Origin of the sequence: Paenibacillus sp. An7, assembly GCF_009870785.1 — a bacterium.
Taxonomy (GTDB): Bacteria; Bacillota; Bacilli; order Paenibacillales; family Paenibacillaceae; genus Paenibacillus.
This window is the reverse complement of sequence record NZ_WTWX01000005.1, coordinates 245,121-265,585: the sequence shown is the minus strand read 5'-3', so window position 1 is coordinate 265,585 and position 20,465 is coordinate 245,121. Positions and strand designations below refer to the sequence as shown.

General features: G+C 42.6%; 18 protein-coding genes. 13 read left to right on the top strand and 5 right to left on the bottom strand.

Going from position 1 to position 20,465, the window contains the following annotated elements; genetic code table 11:
* Positions 1–147: 147 nt before the first annotated feature.
* A complete protein-coding gene (locus tag GQY27_RS09620; protein ID WP_160033704.1) occupies positions 148–3,216 on the bottom strand; it encodes a transglycosylase domain-containing protein in 3,069 nt (1,022 codons plus the stop codon).
* Positions 3,217–3,576: 360 nt separating this feature from the next.
* Positions 3,577–4,179 carry a 30S ribosomal protein S4 gene (gene rpsD, locus GQY27_RS09615; protein WP_160033652.1) on the bottom strand — a complete coding sequence of 201 codons (603 nt, stop codon included), beginning with the start codon at positions 4,177–4,179 and terminating at the stop codon, positions 3,577–3,579.
* Between the two features lie 491 nt (positions 4,180–4,670).
* Between rpsD and GQY27_RS09610 the strand changes: the two genes are divergently transcribed.
* The 5 genes from GQY27_RS09610 to GQY27_RS09590 all read left to right on the top strand — a co-directional run bounded on the left by GQY27_RS09610 (position 4,671) and on the right by GQY27_RS09590 (position 9,600).
* Positions 4,671–6,671, top strand: coding sequence for a sensor domain-containing diguanylate cyclase (locus GQY27_RS09610; RefSeq protein WP_160033650.1), 2,001 nt, complete (start codon positions 4,671–4,673; stop codon positions 6,669–6,671).
* 96 nt (positions 6,672–6,767) lie between these two features.
* Entirely contained in the window at positions 6,768–7,583 is an 816-nt protein-coding gene (locus GQY27_RS09605; RefSeq protein WP_160033648.1) for a hypothetical protein, read from the top strand.
* Between the two features lie 103 nt (positions 7,584–7,686).
* Complete coding sequence (locus tag GQY27_RS09600; RefSeq protein ID WP_160033646.1) at positions 7,687–8,802, top strand: aminopeptidase; 1,116 nt, start codon at positions 7,687–7,689, stop codon at positions 8,800–8,802.
* Between the two features lie 115 nt (positions 8,803–8,917).
* Complete coding sequence (locus tag GQY27_RS09595) at positions 8,918–9,163, top strand: HPr family phosphocarrier protein (RefSeq protein WP_160033644.1); 246 nt, start codon at positions 8,918–8,920, stop codon at positions 9,161–9,163.
* A gap of 140 nt (positions 9,164–9,303) precedes the next feature.
* A complete protein-coding gene (locus GQY27_RS09590; protein ID WP_160033642.1) occupies positions 9,304–9,600 on the top strand; it encodes an Fpa/YlaN family protein in 297 nt (98 codons plus the stop codon).
* A gap of 63 nt (positions 9,601–9,663) precedes the next feature.
* Here the strand turns inward: GQY27_RS09590 and cax are convergent, their stop codons facing one another.
* Positions 9,664–10,719 carry a calcium/proton exchanger gene (gene cax, locus GQY27_RS09585; protein WP_160033640.1) on the bottom strand — a complete coding sequence of 352 codons (1,056 nt, stop codon included), beginning with the start codon at positions 10,717–10,719 and terminating at the stop codon, positions 9,664–9,666.
* A gap of 231 nt (positions 10,720–10,950) precedes the next feature.
* On the opposite strand from cax, the gene GQY27_RS09580 reads away from it, so the two are divergent.
* On the top strand, positions 10,951–11,313 hold the full coding sequence (locus GQY27_RS09580) for an Asp23/Gls24 family envelope stress response protein (protein ID WP_160033638.1): 363 nt from the start codon (positions 10,951–10,953) through the stop codon (positions 11,311–11,313).
* Between the two features lie 107 nt (positions 11,314–11,420).
* Here the strand turns inward: GQY27_RS09580 and ftsW are convergent, their stop codons facing one another.
* Together ftsW and GQY27_RS09570 are read right to left on the bottom strand one after the other, a co-directional pair.
* Entirely contained in the window at positions 11,421–12,695 is a 1,275-nt protein-coding gene (gene ftsW, locus GQY27_RS09575) for a putative lipid II flippase FtsW (protein WP_160033702.1), read from the bottom strand.
* Positions 12,696–12,709: 14 nt separating this feature from the next.
* Positions 12,710–13,057, bottom strand: coding sequence for a YugN family protein (locus GQY27_RS09570; protein WP_160033636.1), 348 nt, complete (start codon positions 13,055–13,057; stop codon positions 12,710–12,712).
* Between the two features lie 201 nt (positions 13,058–13,258).
* Here GQY27_RS09570 and GQY27_RS09565 point away from each other — a divergent pair, with 201 nt between their 5' ends.
* The 7 genes from GQY27_RS09565 (at position 13,259) to GQY27_RS09535 (ending at position 20,387) form a co-directional block, all read left to right on the top strand.
* Complete coding sequence (locus GQY27_RS09565; RefSeq protein WP_160033700.1) at positions 13,259–14,404, top strand: M20 family metallopeptidase; 1,146 nt, start codon at positions 13,259–13,261, stop codon at positions 14,402–14,404.
* 126 nt (positions 14,405–14,530) lie between these two features.
* Positions 14,531–14,962, top strand: a complete 432-nt coding sequence (locus GQY27_RS09560) for a CBS domain-containing protein (RefSeq protein WP_160033634.1) — start codon at positions 14,531–14,533, stop codon at positions 14,960–14,962.
* 183 nt (positions 14,963–15,145) lie between these two features.
* Positions 15,146–16,834, top strand: a complete 1,689-nt coding sequence (locus GQY27_RS09555) for a DNA repair helicase XPB (protein WP_160033632.1) — start codon at positions 15,146–15,148, stop codon at positions 16,832–16,834.
* Positions 16,831–18,765 carry a helicase-associated domain-containing protein gene (locus GQY27_RS09550; RefSeq protein WP_160033630.1) on the top strand — a complete coding sequence of 645 codons (1,935 nt, stop codon included), beginning with the start codon at positions 16,831–16,833 and terminating at the stop codon, positions 18,763–18,765. Before GQY27_RS09555 ends, GQY27_RS09550 begins: the two co-directional genes overlap by 4 nt.
* A gap of 128 nt (positions 18,766–18,893) precedes the next feature.
* The gene (locus GQY27_RS09545; RefSeq protein WP_160033628.1) at positions 18,894–19,334 is read left to right on the top strand and encodes a YlbF/YmcA family competence regulator; all 441 of its coding nucleotides are present in this window, start codon (positions 18,894–18,896) and stop codon (positions 19,332–19,334) included.
* A gap of 95 nt (positions 19,335–19,429) precedes the next feature.
* Positions 19,430–19,699 carry a YlbG family protein gene (locus tag GQY27_RS09540; RefSeq protein ID WP_160033626.1) on the top strand — a complete coding sequence of 90 codons (270 nt, stop codon included), beginning with the start codon at positions 19,430–19,432 and terminating at the stop codon, positions 19,697–19,699.
* 250 nt (positions 19,700–19,949) lie between these two features.
* A complete protein-coding gene (locus GQY27_RS09535; RefSeq protein ID WP_160033624.1) occupies positions 19,950–20,387 on the top strand; it encodes a hypothetical protein in 438 nt (145 codons plus the stop codon).
* The last annotated feature ends 78 nt before the right edge of the window (positions 20,388–20,465 follow it).

Below are 20,465 nucleotides of genomic sequence, written 5' to 3'. Positions count from 1 at the left end.
GTACGGTGGTGTGAGAGGTCGGCTACTCTTCTAATGGGTAGCCTCCTACTCGATTGCAGTATGTCTTTATTTATATATCGCTAACAAAAGCCGAGCATACAAGGGGAATCCCTTTATGCTCGGCTTTATGTTTTTTATCGATATATCCTATGAACTTACATTAACCGCAGAAGAAGGGGCTGATTCACCCGCTGCATTAACAGCCGTTACTCGAAAGGCTCCAGTCGCTTCTGCATTGTTATATTTAAAGGAAGTAAAGCTTGCTGTACCTACCTCATGAAACGGTTCCTGGCCCGTTTCACTGTAGTATACATGGAAGCTCGATACTCCTTCTTGTGCTGCCCAGGCAATCGTAATACCTTGATCCGTAGCTGTAGCAGTCACACCGCTAGGTGTTGAGGGAACTGCAGCGGATGGATCTGTATTCTCTTCTGCAGCATTGTCATTCGGATCTACCACTTCACCAGGAACTTCAATGACGCCTTCATCTGTTGTTTCTTCCTGTGGCGGAGCAGTGGCCGTACTGCCGACTATAGCGCTTGGTGCGGACTCTTTTCCTGCTACATCCACAGCTACGATGTAAAACTGAGCACCGCCGCCTGCATAGGAAGTAAAGGTTGTTTGATTACCTGCAAGTACGACTTTGCCTTGATTCTGGAATGGACCGCTGTTTGTACTGCGGTACAATCGGTAACCGACGACATCATTTGCTGAACTTGGGTTAAAGGTGATTACCGCATTATCATTATTTACGCTTATTCTGACGTTCCCTGGGGCGTCAGGAGCGCTGCCATCGTCCCGTCTAGGGTCAACTTCTGTAGGCATATCGTCATCTGCGTCCCTAGGCAAATAATAGGAAAGCGGCTCATGTGAACTCATTTTCTTGAATGCAGCTTGCAAATCCTTGATGAGATCGGAAATTGCACGCTTTCTTTTCACCACGGTTTGTTCTTTCAGCATATCCGAAGGTGTTTCATCTCTTGGAATATAGTTTACCCCGTTATAAGTGATGTACTTGGCTTTGCCTACCGCATCATCATATTCGGTTGGAACATATTTGGTATTAAATAGATCGGTCACGAATTTATCTGTAGCTGATGTAGGAAGTTTACCGCTATAAGCGGATACGGTCTTCGTTGTGATCCCATCCGGCTTCGTAAATGATTTGGTTGTAAACAAATCAGGTTCCTGTTCGGAAACTTCGTTCATAATCTTAGCCCACAGTCTGCGAGCACGTTCTTTCTGAGCTTTCGTCTCCAGCGTGTTCGCCTGTGTCTTATAACCAACCCATACGCCGAGTGTAACATCAGGTGTGTATCCCTCGAACCATACATCGCCGTAATTTTGCGTTGTTCCTGTTTTACCTGCGATAGCAATATCGCCATATTTATTAAAGTTATTTTTTACGACTTTTCCTGTTCCATCTGAGATGGCAGTACGGAGCATATCGGTCATCAGATAAGCCGTTTGTTCAGAAAAAACTTGCTTAGGCTCTGCTTTGTGGCTGTATACAATATTACCTTTATAATCTACGATTTTTTCAATCATATAGGCATCATGGAATACTCCATTGTTCGCAATCGCACCATAAGCATTCGTTAATTCTTCAACGGTTACACCATGGGTTAGACCTCCGAGTACGCCTGTTGTTGCGTTCTTATAATCATTTTCAGTAAGTGTAGTGATTCCGAGACTTTTAGCGAAATCCCAAGCTTTCTCCATTCCTACTTCTTCATTAAATAATTTCAGGGCAGGAACGTTGAGAGACTGATTTAGTGCATATCTTGCGGTAACAAGCCCGCTGTATCTACCGTTACTGTTCTTAGGAATGTGGAATCCTTTGCCGCCGTCTTTCAGAATAATCGGTGAGTCATCAATAATAGATGCCGGCTGAATCAGCCCTTGTTCTAGGGCAGGAAGATAAGCAGCAATCGGCTTCATTGCAGAACCCGGTTGTCTCACCATCTGAGTAGCATAGTTCATATTCTCTACGTTAAAATCACGGCCTTCAATCATACCAAGGATTTTCCCGGTTTTATGATCGATCATCATCGATGCCGTTTGTTCAAGACCTTTGTTTTCATCGTAGGCAGAGAAATTGCTTTCATCTTCAGCGATCGAGCGCATCGTTTTGTATACCGTTTTGTTAATTGTCGTATACACCCGGTAACCGCCAGTACGCAGCTGAATCTGAGCCTCTTCCAATTGTTCAGCGGTTGTTTCACCGTTTTCCGAAGCTTCTGGATAAAGTACTTCCATCAGAACCTTCGCAGCTTGGCGTTCCGTTTCAAGCATCAGATAAGGATAAGTATTGTACGCTTTGGCTACTTTTGGTGCAAGCGAAGACTTGATATCAAAAGCAATTGCCTCATCATATTCACTTTGCGTAATCTTACCAAGGGCAAGCATTCGTCCAAGAACACGTTCTTGACGCTCTAGCGCATTATTAAAGTTCTTCTCGTTGAAATCCCCTTTTCCGTTAAAAGCAGAATAAGAAGAGGGGAGCTGCGGAAGGCCTGCTAAATAGGCAGCTTGCGCAATGTTTAGATCATTGAGATCGTTAATATTAAAAATCCCCTTGGCAGCGGCTTTAATGCCATAGACATTATATCCGCTTGAGCCATTTCCGAAAGGAACCTTATTTAGATAGGCTGTTATAATTTCATCTTTCGTTAGAAATCTTTCCAATCGAAGGGACAATAAGATCTCTTTTACTTTTCGGTCCTCTGTTTTGTCCAGATTAAGGAATACTCTTCTAGCTAATTGCTGAGTGAGGGTACTGCCTCCCGTTTGTACGGGTTCGTTTAGTACTCGTTCCTTTACTGCACGAAGTGTTCCTGTTATGTCGACACCTTTATGCTCGTAGAATGAATCATCCTCAATCGATACCACTGCATCTATTACCTTTTGAGGGATATCCTCAAATTCTACAATTCGCCGATCCTCCTCGGTCCGAAGCTGACCTATGGGAGACCCGTCAGCGAAATAAGCAAAGCCCGTCAGTGCATTTTCCCCTATCGCTTGCTCAATTTCAGCTCTTGATCGAACGGGTTCGTCCTTTACAATAGAAGCTATGTAGCCTGTTAGTGCACCACCTGCAAATAGAACACCCATAATGCCTAATATGAAAGCCCACTTCACAAAGCTACCCAGCCTGCGGAAAAAACGATTGCGGGAAGGCTTCTCTTCAGGTTTTTTATTCTGATCATCAACCATCAAATGCTTTCCTCCTTTTAACAGGCATTATTATAGCATAAATTAAGGCATTTGAATCCCCGCAAATGGTGGGAAGGAGCGGAAATTGACATCCTTGCTCAGAATATGTACTTCTAAGACTCTATTTGAGGGTAAATTTGTTGATTTATGGTATAGCATTTACATAAATGAGCGAGCCTAACACAGGAGAAATCTTGCTTAGCCGGCTCCTGTTACAAAAGTGCGATTTTGATAAAGTGAAATAAAAACACCCGAACCATTTATACGGATCGGGTGTTTTCTTGTTCTCATCTGTAGTTTTCTCTCATATAGTAAATCCCCTGGCATAAAGCGCAGGGGATTTAAAGTTTGACTCAGATCTTAACGGTTGTAGAACTCGACGATTTGTTTCTCGTCGATATCTTGAGAAAGCTCAGCACGTTCTGGAAGACGGATAAATCTGCCTTCAAGAGCTGCTTCGTTGTACTCAAGGTAAGCAGGAAGGTGTGAACGATTTGCAATCGCTTCTTTTACAGAAGAAAGGTTGCGAGATTTTTCACGCAGACCAATTACATCACCAATGTTTACAGCGTAAGACGCGATATCTACTTTTTTACCGTTAACAGTAACGTGTCCGTGAGATACCAATTGACGTGCTCCTGCACGGGAGTTAGCAAAACCAAGACGGTAAACCAAGTTGTCAAGACGGCATTCTAGTAGGAACATGAAGTTCTCACCAGCGATACCTTGCATTTTTTGTGCTTTAGCGAACAAAGTACGGAACTGCTTTTCACCCAAACCGTACATGTGACGCAATTTTTGTTTTTCTTGAAGTTGCATACCGTAGTTGCTGATTTTTCTCCGTTGGTTAGGACCATGTTGGCCAGGAGGGAAAGGGCGTTTTGCCAATTCTTTACCTGTACCGCTGAGAGAGATGCCGAGACGACGACTTAATTTAAATTTAGGACCAGTGTAACGTGCCATGTTTAGAGTAACTCCTTTTATTATAAATTATCAGATGGGGCTCTATTTGCGCCGCTTTTTGTTTCGTATTACCTGTTATTTGAGGTATACAACCGATTGAAAAGTTCAGCCGCTGTTCAATCAGCAACAAAGAGCTGTGAGGGTGACACAACGTTACGCCCAAATTTAAGACCATAACAGTCTTGTTCAACAATATATATTATATTAAATTAGAGTACGAAGTCAAGAGAATGACAAAGTAGAATTTCGTCTGTTTTTGTCGATAGGTAATTAGGCCTAAAAAATAGCGCCGATTTCTTTTAAAAAGGTGCAAAGTATCAGTAAAGAGAGTAATATAGATTGTATCTTAAATTTAAGCCATCAAATACTTTAATATTAAAAAGTAAGAAAATAAGATGATCGTAGACACATTCATGTGATATGAATCGACCATGCCTTTTGGACCTGACCCGTTACTTGCTGGGTTACCAAAGGTGCAAAGGAGCGCCTATATGACAGAACAATTACATAGCACTTTTTATAATGCACGTAATGTAAAGAACTCCGACCAAGGCATTCAAACCTTTTCGCCTCCTCTTTTGCGTGAAGAACAAGGTTATTGGAATGAAAAAGAGGAGTGGTTGTATCATCTAGATGTTAGCACTTTTGATTCTGCGTATAATGATCGTTTGCTCCGTGAGGCTTTTAAGGAGTGGAATCATGAGGTTCAGGGTATTCCTTCTCTAAAGGAGTCAATGTTTTCACTGTGGAACAGTAATAAATTATGTGTGGCTAAAAGCGGAGAACTCTTTTCTCCTATAAAAGAAGCAGTATTTCAAGTACTAGAGCAAGTAGATACAGATATCATGCTTTATCCACAGCAGTCCGTAGTTTCAAAATGTAAGCATTACCGGTTATATACCATTCCGCTGCAGACGCGGCTTGAAGGAAAACAGCTTGGTGTTTTGTGCGTCGCTGTACCAGAAATAAGAGAGGGTATCCTCGAAGTGTTAGAAGCGGCAAAGCTTTTTTTTCAGTCTATTTTTTACCGCCATTTTGAGCACCATTTTCTATCCGATTTGCTGCATATTCATAAAACAACAGAAAAAGAAAATAGAAGACGTTCCATTCTATTTCAAATTGTACAGCGGATGCACGATCGAATGGATGTTCAGACCGTTTTACAAGAGGTGTTTGAAAGCGTAGCTTTTCTGTTCCCGACAGCTCGTCTGACACTATACATGTCCCAAGATGGAATTACAGAAGATCCGCGAATTAAACCGCTGCATTTACAAGGGCAGTACAACCCAGTATGTGCTATGGCTTATACAGAAGAAAGAATGATTTCTCAGCCGCTTGGGCTGGAAAAATACGAATTTGGGATTCCTTTTAGAGGGAAGCAGGGGACATATGGTGTTTTTCATATTGAAACTCCCAAAGAAGTAATAAAGGATGTAGATATCCAGCTAATCGTCATGATGGCGGATACGGCTGGAACTGCTTATGAGAATGCCAAGATGCATCAGCAATCGAACACACTCATTCAAGAACTTCGAATGATAGATGAGTTAACCAAAAAAATTAATCAGAGTTTGCAGCTAGCAGATATTTATGAATATGCTGTGCAGCAGCTAATGCGTATTTTTAAGGCAAAAGCCTGCTGTATCCTGAAGCTTGATCCGGAAGATCAGCAGTTCCGTGTTCTGAATTCGACGCTGTCTTCATTAGGACAAGAGAAATACTCGCTCAGCGGGATCAGCGGAGAGGTATATCGTACTGGAGAACCTGTTATCATTTTTGACTATGAGAAACATATCGGCCCGAGCTCTATGTTTATGGAAATCACAAACTCCAAGTCTATGATGGCTGTACCTTTACGCATAAACGGACAGGTAGAAGGCGCTATTTTAGTAACACATCAGAATAAACAGTTTTTTTCTTACGATAACTTTCGTTTCATGGATATGCTGGGTGTTCATATTGGACTTGCTGTTACGAATGCTACTCTTCATGCCGAAGTAAAGAGACTGGCAACATTCGACGCGTTAACGGGTTTATACGTAAGGCATTATGTGGACCGAATGATAGAAGAAAGACAGAGTAGTGACTTTTGTGGTTCACTGATCGTCATTGACCTGGATGATTTCAAGCGAGTAAATGATTCTTATGGTCATCAGATCGGCGATCAAGTACTTACCCAGGTAAGTGCCGTTATTCGCGAAAATGGAGGTCCAGAAGACCTATGTGCCAGATGGGGCGGGGAAGAGATGGCCATTTATTTACCTCAGGTCAGTGCGCAGCAAGCGCTCTTTATTGCAGAGAACATCCGGGTGCAAATTTCTAAGCGGACTTCTCCAACAATTACGGTATCCTGCGGAATTGGGGAATGGTGCTGGCTTGATGATCAGGTCAGTGTTGAATCGCTGTTCTACCGTGCAGATATGGCTTTATATGAAGCGAAGAACAGCGGTAGAAATCGGGTATGTATAGAGAATAAAAATAGGAACAGATAAGGAGCGCTTCCTTTAAAAAGGAGGACGCTCTTTTTTATGGATACAAGTCGTACACGTAGGCCAACCTAACAATTAATGAGGAAAGGTTGGGTTGGTATGTGTAGATCATTATATCGTTTCTTGATGGCAATCATATGCACCGCTGTTCTGTCCTTGGGATCGGGCTGTGCTTACAGGTATCAGGAGGACCCGAAAGAAATCTTTCAACGTGCATTAACAGGGTTAGCTGGTAAAGAAGAGATGATGTTTCGAGGAAAAGCGGCCATTCGAACGGATGATCATGGATTATTTGATACGGAATATCAGTATTCAGGTACGCTCAAAAATCATAATGAGGTCGTTATTGAGAGTTATTTATCTCCAAAATCTCCAAGCAGTACCGACACAAAAACAAGGTCACTCACTTTGAAAAGGGTGAATAAAGAGTGGAAAGCGGAGTCTTTAGATGGGACAAAACCACCTTTAGCGCGCTGGAATCCGGTAGCCCAATTAGAAGCTATTGAACAAACGAAAAACAAAACGTTTCGTACGGAGTATGGTGTCCCAAGAGGGAAACAAATGATTAGAATTGAACTTGAAGGTGAAGAAGCAGTAATGTATCTGAGTAATCAGCTTGAAGAGGAAATGCAGGAACTTCAGAGTGAGCTTCCGGCTCTCACGAGTACGGTTCCTAATGATAAACGCAGTAAATGTTTGAAGGAACTAAATACCCTCTATGAACAGCAGAAAAGTCAGCTGGAAGATTATCTGACAAGGGCACAAGCTACACTCGTATATCATCTGCTCATTGATAAAAGAACGAATCTTCCCCTGAGATTGTCTTCTGAAAGTGAGATCCGTTACGAGGAAGCAGAAGGAGCCCCTAAAAAGGAACTTCTTGTGACGGATGTATATTTTGATCATTATAAGTAACTGAATTCTGACATGAAGTATTCCATCAGACAAACTGCATGATACAATGGAAATGTTAGACAACGGTAGAAGCTTTACTACATGAAGGAGGCAACATATAACGATGAAAGATCCAAGAATTCAAAAACTTGCTCAAAATTTGGTTGGATATTCTGTAAATGTACAACCAGGAGAAAATGTTCTTGTGGAGATGATCGGCTCAGAACGCGACCTGCTGAATGCCATTATTGAAGAAATCGGTAAAGCCGGCGGTAATGCATTTGTTCAGCTGACTGATAAAACGGTACTTCGTTCCATGCTGATGGGTGCAACAGAAGCACAGCTGAAAACATGGGCAGAGATTGACTTGAAGCGCATGGAACTTATGGATGGATACATCGGAATCCGCGCTGGTGAAAATGCGAATGACCTCGCTGATGTGCCTGAAGAAAAAATGAAAATGTACAATGCACTCTATTCACACCCTGTACATAGCGAAGAGCGCGTGAAGCGTACGAAGTGGGTAGTTCTGCGTTATCCGAACGCAAGTATGGCGCAGCTTGCCAACACAAGTACAGAAGCTTTTGAAGATTTTTATTTCAAGGTATGTAATTTGGATTATGCCAAAATGAACAATGCACAAGATCCCTTGGCTGAACTCATGCGCAAAACCGATAAAGTCCGCATTGTCAGCCCCGGAACTGATCTTCATTTCTCCATTAAATCCATTGGAGCAGAAAAATGTGCGGGAGAGAAAAATATTCCGGATGGAGAAGTATACAGCGCACCCGTTCGCGATTCGGTAAATGGAACAATCAGCTATAACACACCTACGTTATACAATGGGATTACATTTGAGAATATTAAATTCCGTTTTGAGAACGGTAAGATTGTAGAAGCTACAAGTACTGATACGAAACGACTCAATGAAATTTTGGACACAGATGAGGGTGCACGTTACATCGGTGAATTTGCGATTGGATTTAATCCGCATATTCTGCACCCGATGAAAGACATCCTGTTTGATGAAAAGATTGCAGGAAGTCTTCATTTTACGCCAGGGCAGGCATATGATGTAACAGATAACGGAAACACTTCATCTATTCACTGGGATCTGGTACTTATTCAGCGTCCAGAGTACGGCGGTGGAGAGATTTATTTTGATGATGTTTTGATCCGTAAAGATGGAATTTTTGTCATCCCCGAACTGCAAGGACTGAATCCTGAAAACTTGGTTTAAAACAAACGTTGCTAACAAGTAAATGGAAAATGTAGTTGCTAAGAAAGCGGATTCAATGTATATTGTTAGTGGTTATAAAGAGTAGAATATTCTTACACTAGACGGAGGGATTCCTATGTCGAACAATAACGCGGCAGTGGTGGAGATTGCGCAAACGGCTAGCAAATTCGCTTCTTCCATCGTACTCCACTCTGACACAAAGTACATTGATGTGAAGAGCATTCTGGGACTGTTTACCACGCTTGTTGGCGGAAAAAATTATGAACTTCATGTTCATGGACCAGATGCAGATGCAGCGAAGAAAGAGTTATCCGAAGTATTCGAAAAACATGGACTTACTGTTTCGCTTGCAACAGAATAACAGCAATACAGCAGTAAAAGCATCTTTGCCAAATTTGGCAAAGATGCTTTTTTTAGATGCTTCTTGTATTGAGAACGGTTTTCGTCTAATATTAAGATTAGATTGTTGTACAAGATTCTGGACGTAGGGGGGAAGAGTGCATGACTTCATCAGATCTGCAAGAACAACTTAATTCCAAAGCAATTCGTCTTCTTGAAGAAGATGCATATAAAATAGAAAAACTGATTCAAGTTCAGATGGAGAATCTGGCAACCCGTTATTGCCCTCTCTATGAGGAAGTACTGGATACGCAAGTGTTCGGATTTTCAAAAGAAGTCGATTTTGCAGTGCGTGCAGGTCTTCTTCCGGTCGATACAGGTAAACAGTTGGTAAACAACCTTGAACGTAATCTTGCTGTCCTGTACGAGGCACTTAATAAAAAAGGAAACCAGGAGTAAGCTCCTGGCATCTTTTCATAGAAGCATGCAGATTGGTGATGCATGCTTTTTTTGTATATAAGCCTAAATTAAGAAGAATGATACACCAAGAATAGCATAAACAGCCATAAGAAGAAGCCCTTCGTACCAGTTGGTGGATCCATCTTGAATAATCGATTTGGAGATAAATACGGCAACGCCAATGGCTACGAGTTCAATCGTAGTAAATACGATGTCCATGGTGTTTCCAAAAAAGAAACTAGTGAAGACGAGTACGGGTGCAACAAACAACGCGATTTGCAAACTGCTGCCTACTGCAATCTCAACAGCTGCTCCGATTTTGTTTTTCATAGCGAGCAGGACTGCTGCACTGTGTTCAGCAGCGTTTCCTACGATCGCTACCAGGAATGCACCGACAAAGATTTCACTAAGACCAAATCGAACAGTCAGGGTTTCCAGTGTTCCAACAAGCCATTCACTGACAAAAGCAACCATTACTGTAGCGAGTACAAGATAAGCAATTGATTTTTTCTTAGACCAAGCAGGCTCCTCATGATCTTCTCCTTCAGCAACGTTCTCTGTAAGGATGTCTTTATGTGTAATCATCGAGAAAATGATCCAAGCAATATAGCTAACAATAAGAATACCAGCTACAATGAGACTCAAGGTTTCGGTTTGAGGGACAGTAATTGTATGCGTATTAAAGAATACAGCCGGGACAAACAGTGCGATTACGGCAACAATCATGAGAGAACCGTTCATTCCCGCAAGGGATTGGTTGAAATTCTGAACCTTGAATTTGGTGCCTCCGAGAAAGATGCTAAGACCTAGCACAAGCAGTAAATTACCGATAATGGAACCGGTCAAACTTGCTTTGACCATGTCATAAAGACCTTCTTTAACGAGAAAGATAGCAATAATAAGTTCGGCTGCATTTCCAAAAGTGGCATTGAGAAATCCGCCTAATCGTTCCCCTGCATAGTGAGCTACATTCTCTGTGGCTTTTCCTAAAAATCCAGCGACAAAGACTACCGCGACGGCGGATAGGACAAACTGAATAAGCGGGTCAAAGTGAAGGTAATGGGAAACCGCACTTAGTAAAAATGTAATGATCAGCAGCGAGGTTCTAACTTTACTCATATGTTGTCTCCTTTTTTCTAACGTTTCATTTGTAAGAACGAAGTTAGATCCGAATTCATAACTATATTCCCCCTTTCCTATGTAATATGAAACATCTGATATGATACATTTGATATAATGCTGAATTATGAAATTGTTTTCATTGCCTAAGCAGTTAGATGGCACTTTTATTTGCAATTTGGGGGGCAGAAGCATTAAAATATCTTATAAAGAAGCAAAGGAGGATATGGCATGTCAGAACAGCTAAAAATCGAAACAGGCGACATCCGGATATCCAATGATGTTGTAGCAAAAATTGCTGGCCTTGCAGCGTTAGAAACTCCGGGGATTGCAGCAATGTCTGGAGGTTTATCTGAAGGCTGGGCCAAACGCCTCAGCGGAAAAAATGTGCAAAAGGGTGTCACTGTAGAAGTAGGATCAACGGAAACAGCCATTGATCTCCGTATTATTGTTCTTTACGAGACACCTATTCACGAAGTATCCCGGATGCTTCAGCAGAATGTACGTGAGGCAGTAGAAAGTATGACAGGTCTTCGAGTTGTTGAAGTGAACGTGAAGGTAGAAGGTGTTTCCTTCCGAGGCGACGAGCAATAAGATGCAAATCTTATCTTACAATGTTTGATCTTACCTATCATAATGGATGGCATAAAAGCCGCATAAAGAAGGACAGTCTCGGTAATACCGAGACTGTCCTTCTTTTATTACCTGGATCGTGAACTGCGTCGTTTTTGCGTATTCCGCGTGACAAGAGCAGGGGATGGTCGTTCTTCCGTTACCGTTCGAACAGATTTAACCGTCTCTTGCGATGTTTCCAAATTGTTTTCCCGGGAAATACTAAGCATGATCCCGATACTTGTCATCGTTACGAGCAAAGAGGTTCCCCCAAAGCTGATAAAAGGAAGAGTTACCCCTGTAACAGGGATCGTTTGAGTCACTCCGCCGATATTGATGAAGGCCTGAATCGCAATAAGCCCCATAATTCCGACGCCAACCAGTGTCCCGAAGATGTCCTTGCAGCGAAGTGCAATCGTAAACCCACGCCAGATAAAGTAAACATAAATAATGAGGAAAATAGTAGTGCCGATGAATCCGAGTTCTTCGCCGATGACAGCAAAGATAAAGTCATTAAATGCATTGGGTAGATAGTGAAGCTTAATTACCCCTTGGCCAATTCCTGTACCCGTAAAGCCGCCTGTTCCGATGGCGGTAAGTGAGTTCACCAGGTTGTAAGAATCTCCAGTCTTATCATGAAACGGATCGAGAAAAGATTGAAATCGTGCCAGCTTATAACTGTATGAACTTCCGGATACATTCCCGGACATTAAATCCACTAGATAACCAGCACCCATGACAATGGCCGCGCCAAGAATGAGCAGTCCGATGGAACCCATGATGTGCTTCATACTTGCCCCGCCTGCGTAAATAATGAGGCCGCAGGTGGCAACGAGAATAAAGGTAGAACCAAAGTCAGGTTGCAGCATGATGAGTCCCGCAACAAAGCCGACAATAATCATCACCGGGATATATCCGGTTTTGAGGTCTCGGAAACGCTCTCCTTTTTTAGTAATAAGCGCAGATAAGTATAGAATGATTGATATTTTGGCAATCTCGGAAGGCTGTAAAGTCGCAAATCCAAGGTTAAACCAACTTCTTGCTTTGTTGATTTCTACTCCGACGAATAGAACGGCAACGAGCATCAGAATGGTAATAAAAAATAAAGGTTTATATAATTGCTTGTATTTTGCAAAAGGAATATTCATAGCAACAAACATGCCTATAACGCCGAGTATGGCATATACCGCTTGTCTTTTCGTGTAGTAAAGTGCGTCAAAGTTGAGTTTTTCAGACATGAGGGCAATGCTGGAACTCGAGCTGTAAACCATAACCAGTCCGAAACCGGTAAGCAGCAAGGTGAGGATCAGCAGCTGATAATCAGGCAAACCTTTTCTCTGAGGCCTAGCTGTATTTTTTTTCATAGCATTCATAGTGCCTAAGCTTCAAGCAGTTCCTTAAGCTCTTTTATTTTCTCATTCGCTACATTCAGAACAGGAGAAGGGATTTCACTCTCATACTCTAGTCCATGGGGGAATGTCGCTCTTCCGATATAAACAGCTTCTACCGAAAGAATGGTGTCTGGTTTCTCTAGTTTGCCCTCGATTGCCCGTGTATTAATACGTAAGAAATATTCGTTTTTTGTCTTGTTGTCCTCAATTTTGTAGTCGTATGTAGCGCGGTAATATTCCCACTGCCAACGAATAAATCCGACTTTCTCGGCACTTTCGTCCATGTATGCCAGATCACTTTTTAAACCGTCCAGGCCTGTGTTTTCAAATATCATTGACGACCATACCTCCTATAAATAAAATCTCCCTTACATTTCTAGTTTCATATTAGTATGTTTCCTCAGCATGTGCAAGCTTTCCATAACCTTCCATTTCATATCGTTTACATATAAATTCTGCTACAATTAAATAAGAAAACATTTGAAGGGGTGGAGAGCGTGAGAATAGAGCATACCTATGAAGAATGGAACGGCAAGATGATAGAGTGGAGACGTCATCTTCACCAGCATCCGGAGCTTTCTTTTCAGGAGTCCGAAACATCAAAATTTATTGCTGAACATCTAGGTTCATTCGGCCTTGAAGTCGTTACAAATGTCGGAGGACATGGTGTTATTGGGATTCTGCGTTCAGGACGTCCTGGACCTGTAGTGATGCTTAGAGCAGATATAGATGCGCTTCCTATTCAAGATGAAAAGTCAGTTCCTTATAAGTCTCAAGTTGATGGTGTAATGCATGCCTGCGGTCACGATGGACATACATCAACGCTGCTGGCAACGGCCGGTTATATGAGTGAGCATATAGATGAGTTTATCGGTGAGATCAGGTTTTTGTTTCAACCCGCAGAAGAGCTTCTTCCGGGAGGTGCAGTGAAGGTAATTGCTAGCGGTGCATTGGAAGAGGTAGATGTGATTTATGGCATTCATTTATGGTCTCCGATGCCTGTAGGTACTTATGCCAGCACTCCTGGGGCTATGATGGCTGGTGCTGATGACTTCTATATCGAGCTGAAAGGTAAAGGAGGACATGGCGGTGTACCTCATGCAAGTATTGACAGTATTGTTGCTGGATCTGCGCTCGTGCTTCAGATGCAGAGTATAGTGAGTCGTTCAGTTGACCCGCTTCAGCCGGCTGTGCTCACCATTGGAACCATTCAGGCAGGGGCTGCTCAGAATGTGATTGCCGAAACCTATAAAATAAGTGGAACGGTCCGCACCTTTGATGAAGAAACAAGATATATCATAAGAGAACGTATACATACATTAACGAATCAGATCGCTGCCGCGTACGGCGCAGAGGCGGAGATCAAATACTTGATGGGTTATCCGCCCGTCATTAATGATGAGAAGGAAGCAGAACGGTTCTTCAAGGTAGTTTCTGAAGAGTTCGGCACAGAGCGGGCAAGCGTATCGCCGAAGATGATGCCTGCTGAAGATTTTGCGTATTATTTAAAAGAGAAACCAGGTTGTTTCATGTTTGTCGGTGCAGGAAATGAACAATTAGATGCCGTATATCCGCATCATCATCCGAGATTTGATTTTGATGAAACTGCAATGCTGGATGCCATGAAACTATTTATTCAGATCACGAAAAATTACCTAAAAGAATACGACGATAGGACATAAGATAGGACAGGACATAAGATGATTTAGTTCAAGAGAGGAAGCGAATGCGACTTGTTTATTTGGGTATTCTAACAAAAGAGCACGATCCAGGAGTTGTTAGATCTAATAGATGAGGAGCAGGCGTTAATGAATAAAAATGTTTCTGATGTAATGTCCACGAATGTGATTCCGGTGTCACTGGACAAGCATGTATATGATGTTGCACTGAATATGAAAGAACATGATACGGGGTTTATTCCAATTGTAGAAACAGAAGATCATCGTAAGCTAGTAGGGGTTGTAACGGACCGTGATCTTGTGCTACGCGGAATTGCCTCAAAAAATCCGGGTTCTACGAAAGTAAGAGAAGTAATGACTGCGGACGTGCATACCGTAAATTCTACAGCTTCTATTGATGAGGCGGCAAAACTGATGGCAGCGCATCAAGTTCGCAGACTGCCTGTCGTTGATAATGGAGAACTCGTGGGGATCTTGTCCCTGGGCGATATCGCAACGGAGTCTTCGTCTCAGAATCATGCTGGCAGTGCGCTTACCGACATTTCTGAACCTTCTCATTAATATTTGGGAACGAGCCGAGAGTCCTGTATACTATGATAAATAAGAAAAAGTTCATTTTCACCTGATGGGTGAGAGATGAACTTTTTTCTTTGTATTTTAAGTTAGATTAGAGATCCAGAGATCCATGATGGATATAAACACACGCTTGAAAGGAAATACTGGATATAAAGGAGGTAAACACCAATGAACTCACATCATGCATGTATTGTACAGCGTGACTTTACCATTTTGCTGGAGACAGCTCATCCTCAGTCTGAAAAAGCGAGAGAACTCATTCTTCCTTTTACGGAGCTGACCAAGAGTCCTCCTGCTTTTCATACATACAAAATAACGCCGCTTACGTTATGGAGCGCCGCTGCCTTAGGTTATTCCGCTGATGAGATTCTAAGCAGATTAGAGTCCGTATCCCGCTGGAATGTACCCGCATCGCTTACTCAAGAGATCAGGCAGCTTATTGAAAAATACGGTAAGTTGACCCTGCAAACGGACGCGCGGTCAGAAGATTTTCGGCTGGTGAGTGAAGATACGGACCTGCTCGGAGAAATTCTAGCACATCCATCACTAACTGCTTATGAGCTCAGCAGGTTATCGGATACCGAACTGAAAGTGCTTGGAAAGTACCGAGGACTGTTGAAGCAAGAACTTACGAGACTCGGTTACCCGGTAATGGACCTTGCAGGATATAAACACGGAAGCCCGCTTTCTTTTCAGTGGAGAAATACAGACAGTACGCTACATAACAAACCCTTTGAACTCCGAGATTACCAGAGAGAAGCAGCGACTGCTTTTGAAGGGAAAGATGGCTTTGGTGGAAGTGGAATCCTTGTTCTGCCTTGTGGAGCAGGGAAGACGATTATCGGCATGGCGGTTATGGAACGTCTACAGACGGAAGTGCTTATTCTGACATCAAATACGACTTCGGTAAGGCAATGGATTCGTGAGATTGAGCAGAAGACAACGATTCCATCTGCATCGATTGGTGAATATTCTGGTCATAGTAAGGAAGTCAAGCCAGTGACGGTGGCAACCTATCAGATTATGACGCATCGCAAATCGAAGGAAAGTGAGTTTACGCATATGAAGCTGTTCGGAGAACGCAGCTGGGGACTCATTATTTATGATGAGGTTCATCTTTTACCTGCACCGGTGTTCAGAGCTACTGCGGATATCCAAGCGACCAGAAGACTCGGGCTTACCGCCACGCTTGTTAGAGAAGACGGCCGGGAGGAGGATGTATTTTCGCTCATTGGACCTAAACGTTATGAATTACCTTGGAAGGAGCTCGAACAGGAGGGCTGGATTGCAGAGGTGAATTGTAACGAGGTGCGTGTTCCCATGTCCGATGAACTTAAGGAAGCCTATATGTACGCGGAGAGCAGACAGAAGTTCCGATTAGCAGCAGAGAATCCAGCTAAGGTTAATGTGGTAAAAAGGCTGCTTGCTCTACACCCAAAAGTCCCTGCGCTCATCATCGGGCAATATGTTGGACAATTGAAGGCCATGGCTAAAGAACTTGGTGTCCCGCTCATTACAGGAGCAACAAGTGAACAGGAGCGTACGAGGCTGTATACTGCTTTTCGTGAAAAAGAAATTACAGTGTTAGTGGTTTCGAAAGTAGCCAATTTTGCTGTTGATCTGCCGGATGCTGCGCTGGCGATTGAGATTTCGGGCAGTTTCGGTTCACGTCAGGAAGAAGCTCAGCGGCTAGGACGCATCTTGCGGCCCAAAGAGGGAGATAACCGTGCTTATTTTTATACGCTGGTCTCGGAAAATACAAAAGAACAGGATTTTGCTCTAAAAAGACAACTCTTTCTAATAGAACAAGGATACGAATATCATGTAACAGACGAAAAGGAGGTTGCCTCCGGTTGAAGAATGAAAAAACGACAACATCATTAGAAGATGTAGAATGGTCAGCGAATGAAGCTCAATTTCTACAGGCTGCATTTTTAGAGTTCGGCGGAAATCCATTTCAAATGGAGAAACTTAAAAGCTTATTTGCTGGGAAAATGAGCGGACTTGAGGTGGATCTTGCATTATATGGTTTGCGTAAAAAGGGCTCAATCGATGCTGCCAAAAAAACATGGGGAGAACATATTTACTTTATCCCTTTCCGGCATCATTACTTTTTGACAGAGAAATATGTGCTGCCCTTATTTGTTGATGAAATGGATGGAATGAGTGATATTTCACCCAGCTCATCTGGAAACATACAAGTTGCTATGGAAGCAAGACCAAACATTGCAGGGGAAATACTTCACCTGCTGTCTTACATTGCGATTCACGGTGTTCCGCTGACAGCAAAAGGGACGATACATAAAAAAGCGATATCCAAAATTGAAAATATAACGGTATTAAAAAGTTCGGATTTTCAATTGTTGAAATTATCCTATGCCCATCCGGAGATATATCCTGTACAAGTAGCCGTGCTTCTAGATTTAGTGTTTACGCTCGGACTCGCTAAGAAATACGAGGCAGAAATCGGACTGGACGAATCCTACGTTAGCCGCTGGGTGCAGTTAGATAGGAATCAAATGGAGAGAAATATCTATACTGCCATTATGGAGCGCTATAGCGCGGGAGAAGCTGGATTACAGCATTATCGCTATCTGTTGACCCTACTTAGCCGGAAAGATGCCGGGAAGTGGCTGAGCATAGATCAGATCTGTCGGCGGTTTGTACAGGCCCGTATCATTGATGAACAAGATCTTTCTGAATTCCAAAGTTATGCAATAGGATGGGTCACGTTGCTCGCTGCGTTTGGTTATGGAGATACAGGAAAATCTACAGCTTCGGATGAGACTTTATACTTCCGGTGGACGAATCCTATCCATTATAAATCGGAGGATACGGAGCAGTATATAGAGCAATATACAGAGCCAGCTATCTATGTTCAGCCCGATTTTGAAGTGATTGTTCCTCCAGATGCGCCTTATTCTATAAGGTGGATGTTAGAAGGCTGTGCAGACCTTACAGTGCGAGATCATATGACCATCTATAAGCTGACGCGAGAGCGACTCAGTGAAGGTGCAGAAGTGGGGATTACTCCCTCCTTGGTGCTTACATGGCTGACTCGGTATGCACAAGGATCGATTCCTGAGAATGTTCTCTTGGCACTGAAACAATGGGGAAGTGAACTCGGAAGAACTTCTTTTTCCCAAGTTATACTGCTGAGCACAGAAAATAAGCAGGATGCAGATCAAATTGAATCATATCCATCCTGGAATGGGTCTTTACAAAGAATTGGGCCGCTGCATTTCGTACTGGAGCGTGACAAATTGACGGAAGTAAGAAAGCGACTAACGCTGATGGGGCTCACCCCGGCGAAGGCAGTTAAAGGAATCGATACAGAAGAACGGAGTTATCCGGCTGTTTCGATAGAAGACGAGGTCATGCTGTCCTCTGTAGAGGAGAATCCATTTATCCATTTTAATGAAGAAGGAAGGCAGGGATTTGTATACACAGGCCGAAACCTGCATTACTATGAAGGGGTCCGGGAGGATCGGGATGAGGCCTCGATTATGCCAGACATAACAGAAGTACCGAAGATGTGGGTAAGTGAATGGAGAGAGTACCATCCATCTACAGCGAAACAGCTGGTACAGCAGGCCATCAACTGGTGCACCCGAATGGGAGTGGAGTTGGAGGGAGAGAGGCAGGAGTTCATTCCAGAATCAATTGGAAAAGGTGAACCATGGTCCGTAAACGGTTGGCTGCTTCCTGATCCATCTAGAAAAGTAGCTGAGCAGCGTACACTTGTGCCTGCTGAATGGACAAATCTCATCCTAATTTTACCAGTTTAAGTAAAATCCTGAGAGGGTTTAGGAACAAAACTCTTCTTATGAACAATCGGGTATGTTATGATAGGTTATAGTCCACTCTTCGTATTTTCAGGAGAAGTGGAACTTTATTATAGATCGGGATGAATTTCATGAGCGTATCTGAACTTAACACGGTCGATATGGCCCAAGTGTTGACTTACGCCTATGAACTAGGTGATATGATCAACGAATCCACGTTGGTTTCAGATTATTTATATTGGAAAGAGCGGGTTCAGTCGAATCCAGAAATACAAGATTGGGTACGTAAGCTGGAAGATAAGAAGGAATTGTTTGCTGAAACCCAGCGTTTTGGCCATTTCCATCCAAACTTCCACAGTGCCAAGGATGAAGTGAAGGCAGTAGAAGATAAGCTGGACACTTTTGAAGAAGTGATTCGTTTTAAAGAAGCGGAGCAACAGCTCGACAGCCTGCTCCATCAAATGTCTGAAACGATTGCTTTCTCTGTATCAAGCACAATTAAGGTACCAAGTAATAACCCATCACCAAAAGGTGGATGCGGCGGCGGTGGAAGCTGCGGTTGCGGAGGTTAATATGTATAGAATCGCTTACCAGAATGGAATTCTGGTAAGAGGATTTTGCAATAGATAGAAAGAGATGCAAATCCTACTAAAGAGGTGAAATTCGCATGTTCGCGGAACGAACAGGATATATCATATGGGTAAGTGATGTAAAAGCAGCGCGCAACTTAGACAAGTATGGAACCGTACATTATATTTCTAAAAAAATGCATTATGTCGTAATGTATGTGAATGCGGAACGCGCGGAAGATATAATGAAGAACGTACGTAAACTCTCTTATGTACGTAAAATAGAACGATCTTATCGTAATGAAATTAAGACGGAGTATAGTAAAGATGTTCCGGATAAGACCAGCTTTTATGGCGGTATCGGTTAACGAATGCTAGGTATATGCTGACTTTTTGAATAGATTATAGATTGGAGCGGCCTGCCTTTGGTCGCTCCTGTTATTTTATATGAGTATGAATAAATAGTGCTAGTGACTTAGCTCTGCTATTCAAAATTACAGGATTTAGGATTTATGGAGACAGGATCTTAATTTTCAACTTGAGATTCCGGGACTAATGATGTAATATATTGGATAAATATGTAGATAGAAAGACCTATCTTGTGGAGAGTGATATCCCATGCGTGACAAGTTAATGCAGCGTTGGAGCACCTATGAACCTTTTTTTGTGGCTTTGGGTGATAAAAGAGTGGCTGACATTGTCATAACGAACCATGCGAAACTTCGATATGTTGACCGAGTCAGACAAGATAATAATGATTTTGAGAACATTGCAGCATGGCTTTGGGAATGCCTCAAACAGAACAGGATCTCACCTTACTATCGAAATGAACAAGATGTATATTTAATTGATGGCGATCTTGTCGTGGTTGCGGAATTCGCAGAATTACCCGGTGAATATGATATTACAGGTAATCCCCTTCACAAAATGATTATTGTAACGTTTCTTGGAAGAATGTCGGAGACGATGGAACTTCGAGATCTCAAAACTTATTATTCCTGGTTGCGTCATTCCAGGCGCATGACACTGGTCAAGAACAGCCGTAAACGTAGATAAGCAGGACTTTATTGTAAATGTAGTAAAGAAGGTTTGTAAATGTAGTAAAGAAGGTGTGCAGAAGCTGCACACTTTTTT

Coding starts and splice junctions, on each gene's coding strand:
- GQY27_RS09600 (WP_160033646.1), top strand. CDS start 7,687: ATGAAAGATCCAAGAATTCAAAAACTTGCTCAAAATTTGGTTGGATAT.
- GQY27_RS09610 (WP_160033650.1), top strand. CDS start 4,671: ATGACAGAACAATTACATAGCACTTTTTATAATGCACGTAATGTAAAG.
- ftsW (WP_160033702.1), bottom strand. CDS start 12,695: ATGAAAAAAAATACAGCTAGGCCTCAGAGAAAAGGTTTGCCTGATTAT.
- cax (WP_160033640.1), bottom strand. CDS start 10,719: ATGAGTAAAGTTAGAACCTCGCTGCTGATCATTACATTTTTACTAAGT.
- GQY27_RS09555 (WP_160033632.1), top strand. CDS start 15,146: ATGAACTCACATCATGCATGTATTGTACAGCGTGACTTTACCATTTTG.
- GQY27_RS09540 (WP_160033626.1), top strand. CDS start 19,430: ATGTTCGCGGAACGAACAGGATATATCATATGGGTAAGTGATGTAAAA.
- GQY27_RS09595 (WP_160033644.1), top strand. CDS start 8,918: ATGTCGAACAATAACGCGGCAGTGGTGGAGATTGCGCAAACGGCTAGC.
- GQY27_RS09560 (WP_160033634.1), top strand. CDS start 14,531: ATGAATAAAAATGTTTCTGATGTAATGTCCACGAATGTGATTCCGGTG.
- rpsD (WP_160033652.1), bottom strand. CDS start 4,179: ATGGCACGTTACACTGGTCCTAAATTTAAATTAAGTCGTCGTCTCGGC.
- GQY27_RS09590 (WP_160033642.1), top strand. CDS start 9,304: ATGACTTCATCAGATCTGCAAGAACAACTTAATTCCAAAGCAATTCGT.
- GQY27_RS09565 (WP_160033700.1), top strand. CDS start 13,259: ATGATAGAGTGGAGACGTCATCTTCACCAGCATCCGGAGCTTTCTTTT.
- GQY27_RS09620 (WP_160033704.1), bottom strand. CDS start 3,216: ATGGTTGATGATCAGAATAAAAAACCTGAAGAGAAGCCTTCCCGCAAT.
- GQY27_RS09535 (WP_160033624.1), top strand. CDS start 19,950: ATGCGTGACAAGTTAATGCAGCGTTGGAGCACCTATGAACCTTTTTTT.
- GQY27_RS09580 (WP_160033638.1), top strand. CDS start 10,951: ATGTCAGAACAGCTAAAAATCGAAACAGGCGACATCCGGATATCCAAT.
- GQY27_RS09570 (WP_160033636.1), bottom strand. CDS start 13,057: ATGATATTTGAAAACACAGGCCTGGACGGTTTAAAAAGTGATCTGGCA.
- GQY27_RS09545 (WP_160033628.1), top strand. CDS start 18,894: ATGAGCGTATCTGAACTTAACACGGTCGATATGGCCCAAGTGTTGACT.
- GQY27_RS09605 (WP_160033648.1), top strand. CDS start 6,768: ATGTGTAGATCATTATATCGTTTCTTGATGGCAATCATATGCACCGCT.